Origin of the sequence: Mesorhizobium sp. LSHC412B00 (assembly GCF_000503035.1) — a bacterium.
GTDB lineage: Bacteria > Pseudomonadota > Alphaproteobacteria > Rhizobiales > Rhizobiaceae > Mesorhizobium.
Genome location: NZ_AYWB01000024.1, coordinates 124,900 through 132,757 on the forward strand (window position 1 = coordinate 124,900; position 7,858 = coordinate 132,757).

Here is a 7,858-nt window from a genome sequence, read left to right on the forward strand (position 1 = left end):
GGTCCGGACTTGTTGAGCAGTCGTCCGGCCCCGTAGAGCCTCTTTCTCTCAATGTTTCCGGGCGAGGGGGCCACGGTTGGATGCGCGGGATTGGCACTTTTACGTCAGCCGGCTTTTTTGGTCCGCAACGAGACCCCGACTTCGCGACTGCATCTTCTTAAAATCAAAGGAATGAACTGGTGCTGCGAGAGAGGATTGAACTCTCGACCTCTCCCTTACCAAGGGAGTGCTCTACCACTGAGCTACCGCAGCCGCTGATGGCGGGGCTTCTGCCATATAGAACCGGCAAGCGCAAGGCGTCTGTGAAAGGCTTTGCCAGACAAGTTTCGCTGACATGGCGGCGCCACAATGCTAGCTATCCCTTGAACGGCAGGCCCTGCCAGTCGCGGGCGGGACGGAACGATGGACGACAAGATAAATCCACCGAAAAAGGCTGATCCGGCAAAAAAGGACGGGACTAACCGCAAGGACCGTCTGGCCGAGCAGTTGCGCGCCAATCTCATGAAGCGCAAGACGCAAGCGCGTTCGCGGCGCACCGGTGACGCTGACCAGCGCCCGGAAGGCCTGGCGGCTGCTGAAAAAATGCACAAGGACTGACCGATATCGGCCACACTGGCCGGCCAACTTGGCCAACGGGCTCAGGAATCTTGAACCAAGCCGGCCAATGGTCTAGACGGGCCGATACGCAAACTGACGAAAACCGGCCTTTCGGGCCGAGGGGACATTCTCTCATGGATCGCATCAGAATTGTCGGCGGCAACAAGCTCGCCGGAAGCATTCCGATTTCGGGCGCGAAAAACGCCGCTTTGCCGCTGATGATCGCCTCGCTGCTCACCGACGACACGCTGACGCTGGAAAACGTGCCGCATCTGGCCGATGTAGAGCAGCTGATCCGCATTCTCGGCAATCACGGCGTCGACTATTCGGTCAACGGCCGCCGCGAGAAGCAGAATGAGGGCTATTCGCGCACCATCAATTTCTCGGCCCGCAACATCGTCGACACGACCGCGCCTTACGAGCTGGTGTCGAAGATGCGGGCATCGTTCTGGGTGATCGGCCCGCTGCTGGCCCGCATGGGCGAGGCGAAAGTGTCGCTTCCCGGCGGTTGCGCCATCGGCACGCGGCCGGTCGACCTGTTCCTTGAAGGCCTGCAGGCGCTGGGCGCCGACATCGATGTCGACACTGGTTATGTGCTGGCCAAGACCAGGAACGGCCGCCTCGTCGGCAATCGCTATGTGTTCCCGAAAGTCTCCGTCGGCGCCACCCATGTGCTGATGATGGCGGCGGCGCTCGCCAAGGGCGAGACGGTGCTGGAAAACGCCGCCTGCGAGCCCGAAATCGTCAACCTCGCCGAATGCCTCAACGCCATGGGCGCAAAAATTTCCGGCGCCGGCACTCCAACCATCACCATCGATGGCGTCGAATCGCTGTCGGGCGCGCGCGTGCGCGTCATCCCCGACCGCATCGAGACCGGGACCTATGCCATGGCTGTGGCCATGACCGGCGGCGATGTCGTGCTCGAAGGCGCCCGCCCCGAGCTGCTGCAGACCGCGTTGGATGTGATTGCCCAGACCGGTACCGAGATCACGCCGACCAACTCCGGCATTCGCGTTAAGCGCAACGGCGCCGGCATTTCGCCGGTCGACGTCACGACGGCGCCCTTTCCGGCCTTCCCGACCGATCTGCAGGCGCAGTTCATGGGCCTGATGACCATGGCCAAGGGCAAGTCGCGCATCACCGAGACCATCTTTGAAAACCGCTTCATGCATGTGCAGGAACTGGCCCGGCTCGGCGCCCACATCACGCTGTCCGGCCAAACGGCGATCGTCGACGGCGTCGCCAAGCTGAAGGGCGCACCCGTGATGGCGACCGATCTGCGCGCCTCGGTGTCGCTGGTCATCGCCGGTCTGGCGGCCGAAGGCGAAACGACGGTCAACCGCGTCTACCACCTCGACCGCGGTTTTGAGCGGCTGGAAGAAAAGCTCTCCAATTGCGGCGCGGTGATCGAGCGGATTTCGGCTTGACCGCACGGCAGTTGCTTCAGACAGACAGGCGTCTGGTGCTGCCTCCATTCACCGCCAACACTTCAAACCCGAGGCGCTAGCCTCGGGTTGAATTTGTGTCGCGGTTGCACCGACCGGAAAGACCGCCTAACAGAAGGCTGAAACCAACTTTCAGGTGTGCATTCGGCATGGCAGCCCTCAAACTCATTGCGCTCGACGATCAGGATCTGAGCATCGTCTCGGCTCACGTCCAGGACGCCGTGATGAAGGTCTCGGATCTCGAATACCTGCCTTCGGCCAAGCGTTTCATATTGACCATGAACCGCTTCGTCTGGGAGGCGAAGTCCGGGCTGTTCAGCCAGCACAATGAGCGGCGCCAGGCGGTGTTGCATTTCGACCGCGTGCTCGGTGCCAAGACCAGCGGCATTGCCCGCGATCGGCCGGCCGAGGTGCTGTCGCTTCTGGCAATCAGCTTTATCGAAATCAGCAAGCCGGCCGGCATCGTCGAATTGGTCTTTTCCGGCGGCGGCGCGATCATGCTCGACGTCGAATGCATCGAGGCGCGGCTTGCCGACATAGGCGGCGCCTGGGAAGCGACCTCGCGTCCGGTGCACAGGGTGTAGAGCATGATCCCAAAAAGTGGGTGCCGGTTTTTGTTGGACAAAACGGGAATCGTTTGTCCAGAGATCATGCTCCAACAAAGGGTTAGATCGTGATGAGATTTCAACCAAGTCTCATCACGATCTAGACGCAGCCGATGGCCATTACGCTTATCCAGTCCGATGCCGGTTTCGAGCAGCGTTTCGCCGCCTTCCTGACCACCAAGCGGGAGGTATCGGAGGACGTCGACACTGCCGTGCGCGCCATCATTGCGCGGGTTCGTGCCGAGGGCGACGCTGCCCTGGTCGACTACACGCTGAAATTCGACAAGGCCGACCTCAATAGCCTCGGCATCGCCGTGTCGAAGGACGACATCGCGCAGGCCTACAAAGACGCCGATCCGCAGACGGTCGAGGCGCTGAAATTTGCCCGTGACCGCATCCGATCCCATCACGGGCGACAAATGCCCAAGGACGATCGCTATACCGATGCCGTCGGGGTCGAGTTGGGTTCGCGCTGGACGGCGATCGAGGCGGTCGGGCTCTATGTGCCGGGCGGCACGGCAAGCTATCCAAGCTCGGTGCTGATGAACGCCGTGCCGGCCAGGGTGGCGGGCGTCGAGCGCATCGTCATCGTCGTGCCGGCGCCGGGCGGCATCATCAATCCGCTGGTGCTGGTGGCCGCCGATCTAGCAGGCGTTTCAGAGATTTACCGCGTCGGCGGCGCGCAGGCGATTGCCGCCCTTGCCTATGGCACCGAAACGATCCGGCCGGTCGCCAAGATCGTCGGGCCCGGCAATGCCTATGTCGCCGCCGCCAAGCGCCAGGTGTTCGGCACGGTCGGCATCGACATGATCGCCGGACCGTCTGAAGTGCTGGTCGTGGCCGACGGCAGCAACGATCCCGACTGGATTGCCGCTGATCTTCTCGCTCAGGCCGAGCATGACGTGTCGGCGCAGTCGATCCTCATCACCGACGATCCGGCCTTCGGCAAGGCCGTCGAACAGGCGGTCGAGCGGCAGCTGCAGAGCCTGTCGCGCGCCGAGACGGCGGCTGCCAGCTGGCGCGATTTCGGTGCGGTGATCCTGGTGGAGACCATCGAGGCCGCGCTGCCGCTGGTCGACCGCATCGCCGCGGAACATGTCGAGCTTGCTATCGACGATGCCGAAGGCTTCCTGGCCAGGATGCGCAATGCGGGTGCTGTGTTTCTGGGACGCCATACGCCCGAAGTCATCGGCGACTATGTCGGCGGCTCCAACCACGTGCTGCCGACGGCGCGTTCGGCGCGCTTCTCTTCGGGCCTGTCGGTGCTCGATTTCGTCAAGCGCACCTCGATCCTGAAGCTCGGGCCGGAGCAGCTGAGAGCACTTGCGCCGGCGGCGATTGCGCTGGCCAAGGCGGAAGGCCTCGACGCGCATGGCCGCTCCGTCGCCATCCGGCTGAACATGTAGGCGGCGATGGCGGACGGCGATCAAACCCGCGCAAGGCTGATCGATGTCGAGCTCGACGAGTCGATCGGCCGTTCGACGCCCGATGTCGAACATGAGCGCGCGGTGGCGATCTTCGACCTGATCGAAGAAAACAGCTTTCAGCCGGTCAATGATGACGGCGCCGGGCCTTATCGGCTGAAGCTCTCGCTGGCCGAATCCCGGCTGGTGTTTGCGGTCGCCCGCGAGGATGGTGCTGATGTCGTCACCCATATCCTGTCGCTGACGCCGCTCAGGCGCATCGTCAAGGACTACTACCTGATCTGCGAAAGCTATTACGACGCCATCCGCTCCTCGACGCCAAGCCATATCGAGGCGATCGACATGGGCCGGCGCGGCCTGCACAATGAAGGCTCGCAGACGTTGATGGACCGGCTGGCCGGCAAGATCGACATCGACTTCGACACGGCGCGGCGGCTGTTCACGCTGGTCTGCGTGCTGCACTGGCGGGGTTAGACCTGACTGGGGCGCCCCGCTCGATCCTGTTTTTGTGCGGCATGAACGCCGTGCGCTCGCCGATGGCCGAGCAGCTGGCGCGGCGCATGCTGCCGCCGGCCACTTTCGTCGCCTCTGCCGGCGTGCACAGGGGCGAGCGCGATCCGTTCGTCGACGCGGTGCTGGCCGAAGAGGGCCTGACGCTGGGCGAGCGCCAGCCGCGCTCGATGGACGATCTCGAGGACGATTATTTCGACCTGATCGTCACCCTGGCGCCTGAAGCCCACCACGCCGCGCTCGAGCTCACCCGCTCGCTTGCCGTCGACGTCGAATACTGGCCGATGCCGGATCCGACCGATGTCGGCGGCAGGCGCGAGCAGATCATGGCCAGCTATCGCGACGTGAGGGAACGGCTGAAAGCGCGCATCAGCCGACGTTTTCTGCTTCCGGAGGTAAAAAACGCGGCGGATTGATGCATGTCGCTCAAAAGCGGTCCCGGTTTTGAGATAACGACATGCATAAACGAAAGCTTGGAGCGCGTCGCTTATGACGCGATCTAAGCGTGTTCACAAGCGCACGATTATCATATAGGTTCCGCCGAAATTCCGGCCTGGGCGCTCCAGGGCGCCGGAACTGCAATCCAAGCAAAGGTATCGAATGCCGAAGGAAGAAGTCCTCGAGTTTCCGGGTGTCGTGACGGAATTGTTGCCCAACGCGATGTTCCGGGTGAAGCTCGAAAACGAACACGAGATCATCGCCCATACGGCCGGCCGCATGCGCAAGAACCGCATCCGTGTGCTGACCGGCGACAAGGTCCTGGTCGAGATGACGCCCTATGACCTGACCAAGGGCCGCATCACCTACCGTTTCAAGTAACAGTCCGGCGCGAACCGCGATGAGCATCCTGCAGAAGCTCGTGCTTGCCTCTGGTTCGCCGCGCCGGATCGAACTGTTGCAACAGGCCGGCATCGAGCCGGACCGCGTGCTGCCGGCCGATGTCGACGAAACGCCGCTGCGCGCCGAACATCCGCGCTCGCTGGCCAAGCGGCTGTCGAAGGAAAAGGCCGAGAAGGCGCTGGCCTCGCTGAAAAGCGAGGAAGACTATGCGCCAAGTTTCGTGCTGGCCGCCGATACGGTGGTCGCGGTCGGACGCCGCATCCTGCCCAAGGCCGAGACGCTGGACGACGCCGCCAATTGCCTTGGACTGCTTTCGGGCCGTTCGCACCGGGTCTATTCCGGCATCTGCCTGATTACGCCGGGCGGCAAGCTGCGCCAAAGGCTGGTTGAATCCAGGGTACGCTTCAAGCGGCTTCCACGCGAGGAGATCGACGCCTATGTCGCCTCCGGCGAATGGCGCGGCAAGGCCGGCGGCTATGCCGTCCAGGGTCTCGCCGGTTCGTTCGTCGTCAAGCTGGTCGGCTCCTACACCAACATTGTCGGCCTGCCGCTCTACGAGACGGTGGCGCTGCTTTCGGGCGAAGGCTTCAAGGTCCACACCAGCTGGCATACCGCGCGGCCATGAGCCTGGACGATAAGGTCACACCGCTGCGCCCGAAGCGCCCCTGCCCCGAATGCGGCAAGCCGTCGGCGCGCGAGACCTATCCGTTCTGCTCGAAGCGCTGCAAGGACATCGACCTCAACCGCTGGCTGAAGGGCGCCTATGTCATCACCGCGCGGGATGACGAGGACGAGAGCGACGAGCCGAAGTAGGGTTTGGGCGGTGCCGGCCGCGCAATTCCACTTCGCCGACCTTACGCAATTGCTGCTTTGCCGGCGTCGGTATTGTCTGCGACAATTGCCCCGGAAAATCAGCGCTTAGGCGCTGGACAGGCCGGATTCCCGTGCTATAACCCACGCGCTTTCAAGGGGTGCCCCACGGCGCTTTCCTGAAATCCGGTCAGGCGATGTCTCGTTTGCCGGCGAGGCCCAGATAGCTCAGTTGGTAGAGCAGCGGACTGAAAATCCGCGTGTCGGTGGTTCGAATCCGCCTCTGGGCACCATCCCCTCCTGGTCCATTCCGGACACATAGGTTACGGTTTATATCGGAGACATGGGTAACACTTTTGGCCCGAAGGGGTTTTGGAGTGGTTCGAGCCTGCATGTCTCATCATCGAAGTAGCCCAAATCATAATCCATGAAGGAAGCCAGCCAGATATGGTCCTCGACCTGTTTGATGCCGACGGTCTGGCCGGCAAAGACGAGGCTGAGGTTGATCTTCTTGCGATTGTAGCAGATGCGGCCGCAGGTGGTGACGGTGACGGCCTTGTCGTGAAACGGATAATCGAGATCCGGCAGGCCGGCATAGATGCGCGGTGACGGGGTGTAGCGCTCGGCTGGACAGGCCATGTCGAGCGCCTGATGTGGGCGTTCTGAGTTGAACTCATTGATGAAGTCATCGAACCTGGCCTGCTGCTGCAGGAAATTGGCGCCAGCCGGTTTGGTGGTTTCCTTCTTGAGAGTCAGGTGCATGCGCTCATGGCGCCCGTTCTGCTGCGGACAGCCCGGCTGGATGCGCTCGATGTCGATGCCCAGGCGCAGCCACCAGACCGACAGTTTGCTGAGATTGAACAGCGCGTTTGGGCTGGCAAAGGGAACGCCGTTGTCGGTCCTGATGGCGCTGGGCAGGCCGAACTCTTTGAAAACGCTCTCGAACACCGTGAAGGCATAGGCTTCCTTGGTAGTCGACAACGCCTCGCAGGCGATGAGATAGCGGCTGGCGAAGTCGGTGATCGTCAGCGGGTAGCAATAGCGCCGATCGGCGAGCATGAACTCGCCTTTGTAGTCGGCACACCACAGATCGTTGGGCCGATAGCCGTTTGAAAGTGGTGTTCCCATCGCCCTGTTGCGCCTTCGCTTGCGGCGCTCGACCAGGCCATGGCGGTCGAGAACCGCATGCACCGTCGAGATCGCAGGCCGGTGAACGTCAGGATACAGCCGGGCCAACCGTTCGCGTATCTTTGGCGCACCCCAGGTCGGCTTGTCTTGCTTGAGGCGCACAATCAGCTTCTCGATTTGAAACGGAAGCTGATTGGCGTGGCGGTAGGGTCGGCGTGATCGATCCGTCAGCCCCTCAAGGCCACTGTCATTGTAGCGTGTGAGGATCTTGTAGCCGGTCTTGCGCGAGATATCGAACTCACGGCAAAGCACCGCCATCTTCTCGCCGTCCAGCAGCCGGGCAATGAACTTCAGCCGCTCTTCCATGACGTTACACTCCTTCCAAGGCACCTTGCTCTCCTTGCAAAGGGCCGAAAGTGTAACCCATGTCTCCGGAATGAACTGTCACCCATCTCTCGGGAAGGGCATCAAGTGGTTGACAGGATTTTTGCGAACGATA

At 62.1% G+C, this 7,858-nt stretch carries 10 protein-coding genes and 2 tRNA genes; 10 read left to right on the top strand and 2 right to left on the bottom strand.

From position 1 onward, the window contains the following. Window positions 1-177: 177 nt before the first annotated feature. Window positions 178-252: transfer RNA gene (locus X757_RS137860), tRNA-Thr, on the bottom strand. Between the two features lie 150 nt (window positions 253-402). On the opposite strand from X757_RS137860, the gene X757_RS137855 reads away from it, so the two are divergent. The 10 genes from X757_RS137855 (at window position 403) to X757_RS137810 (ending at window position 6,524) form a co-directional block, all read left to right on the top strand. Continuing rightward, window positions 403-597, top strand: a complete 195-nt coding sequence (locus X757_RS137855; protein WP_023727781.1) for a hypothetical protein — start codon at window positions 403-405, stop codon at window positions 595-597. Between the two features lie 134 nt (window positions 598-731). After that, a complete protein-coding gene (gene murA / locus X757_RS137850; RefSeq protein WP_023727782.1) occupies window positions 732-2,024 on the top strand; it encodes a UDP-N-acetylglucosamine 1-carboxyvinyltransferase in 1,293 nt (430 codons plus the stop codon). Between the two features lie 167 nt (window positions 2,025-2,191). After that, the gene (locus X757_RS137845; RefSeq protein WP_023692404.1) at window positions 2,192-2,626 is read left to right on the top strand and encodes a DUF2948 family protein; all 435 of its coding nucleotides are present in this window, start codon (window positions 2,192-2,194) and stop codon (window positions 2,624-2,626) included. A gap of 134 nt (window positions 2,627-2,760) precedes the next feature. Continuing rightward, window positions 2,761-4,053 carry a histidinol dehydrogenase gene (gene hisD, locus X757_RS137840; RefSeq protein ID WP_023727783.1) on the top strand — a complete coding sequence of 431 codons (1,293 nt, stop codon included), beginning with the start codon at window positions 2,761-2,763 and terminating at the stop codon, window positions 4,051-4,053. 6 nt (window positions 4,054-4,059) lie between these two features. Beyond that, the gene (locus X757_RS137835; protein ID WP_023669283.1) at window positions 4,060-4,545 is read left to right on the top strand and encodes a UPF0262 family protein; all 486 of its coding nucleotides are present in this window, start codon (window positions 4,060-4,062) and stop codon (window positions 4,543-4,545) included. Continuing rightward, the gene (locus X757_RS137830; RefSeq protein WP_081725519.1) at window positions 4,533-4,997 is read left to right on the top strand and encodes a low molecular weight phosphatase family protein; all 465 of its coding nucleotides are present in this window, start codon (window positions 4,533-4,535) and stop codon (window positions 4,995-4,997) included. The genes X757_RS137835 and X757_RS137830 overlap by 13 nt, the downstream gene beginning before the upstream one ends. 184 nt (window positions 4,998-5,181) lie before the next feature. Further along, a complete protein-coding gene (gene infA, locus X757_RS137825) occupies window positions 5,182-5,400 on the top strand; it encodes a translation initiation factor IF-1 (protein ID WP_006200926.1) in 219 nt (72 codons plus the stop codon). 19 nt (window positions 5,401-5,419) lie between these two features. Continuing rightward, complete coding sequence (locus tag X757_RS137820; protein ID WP_023681911.1) at window positions 5,420-6,046, top strand: Maf-like protein; 627 nt, start codon at window positions 5,420-5,422, stop codon at window positions 6,044-6,046. Then, window positions 6,043-6,234: a DNA gyrase inhibitor YacG gene (yacG, locus tag X757_RS137815; protein WP_023669280.1), complete on the top strand. Its 192-nt coding sequence runs from the start codon at window positions 6,043-6,045 to the stop codon at window positions 6,232-6,234. Before X757_RS137820 ends, yacG begins: the two co-directional genes overlap by 4 nt. Before the next feature lie 214 nt (window positions 6,235-6,448). Then, window positions 6,449-6,524: transfer RNA gene (locus X757_RS137810), tRNA-Phe, on the top strand. Between the two features lie 37 nt (window positions 6,525-6,561). Here X757_RS137810 and X757_RS137805 read toward each other — a convergent pair. Next, window positions 6,562-7,749: a helix-turn-helix domain-containing protein gene (locus X757_RS137805; protein ID WP_023727784.1), complete on the bottom strand. Its 1,188-nt coding sequence runs from the start codon at window positions 7,747-7,749 to the stop codon at window positions 6,562-6,564. Window positions 7,750-7,858: the final 109 nt, after the last annotated feature.

Coding starts and splice junctions, on each gene's coding strand:
- X757_RS137855 (WP_023727781.1), top strand. CDS start 403: ATGGACGACAAGATAAATCCACCGAAAAAGGCTGATCCGGCAAAAAAG.
- murA (WP_023727782.1), top strand. CDS start 732: ATGGATCGCATCAGAATTGTCGGCGGCAACAAGCTCGCCGGAAGCATT.
- X757_RS137845 (WP_023692404.1), top strand. CDS start 2,192: ATGGCAGCCCTCAAACTCATTGCGCTCGACGATCAGGATCTGAGCATC.
- hisD (WP_023727783.1), top strand. CDS start 2,761: ATGGCCATTACGCTTATCCAGTCCGATGCCGGTTTCGAGCAGCGTTTC.
- X757_RS137835 (WP_023669283.1), top strand. CDS start 4,060: ATGGCGGACGGCGATCAAACCCGCGCAAGGCTGATCGATGTCGAGCTC.
- infA (WP_006200926.1), top strand. CDS start 5,182: ATGCCGAAGGAAGAAGTCCTCGAGTTTCCGGGTGTCGTGACGGAATTG.
- X757_RS137820 (WP_023681911.1), top strand. CDS start 5,420: ATGAGCATCCTGCAGAAGCTCGTGCTTGCCTCTGGTTCGCCGCGCCGG.
- yacG (WP_023669280.1), top strand. CDS start 6,043: ATGAGCCTGGACGATAAGGTCACACCGCTGCGCCCGAAGCGCCCCTGC.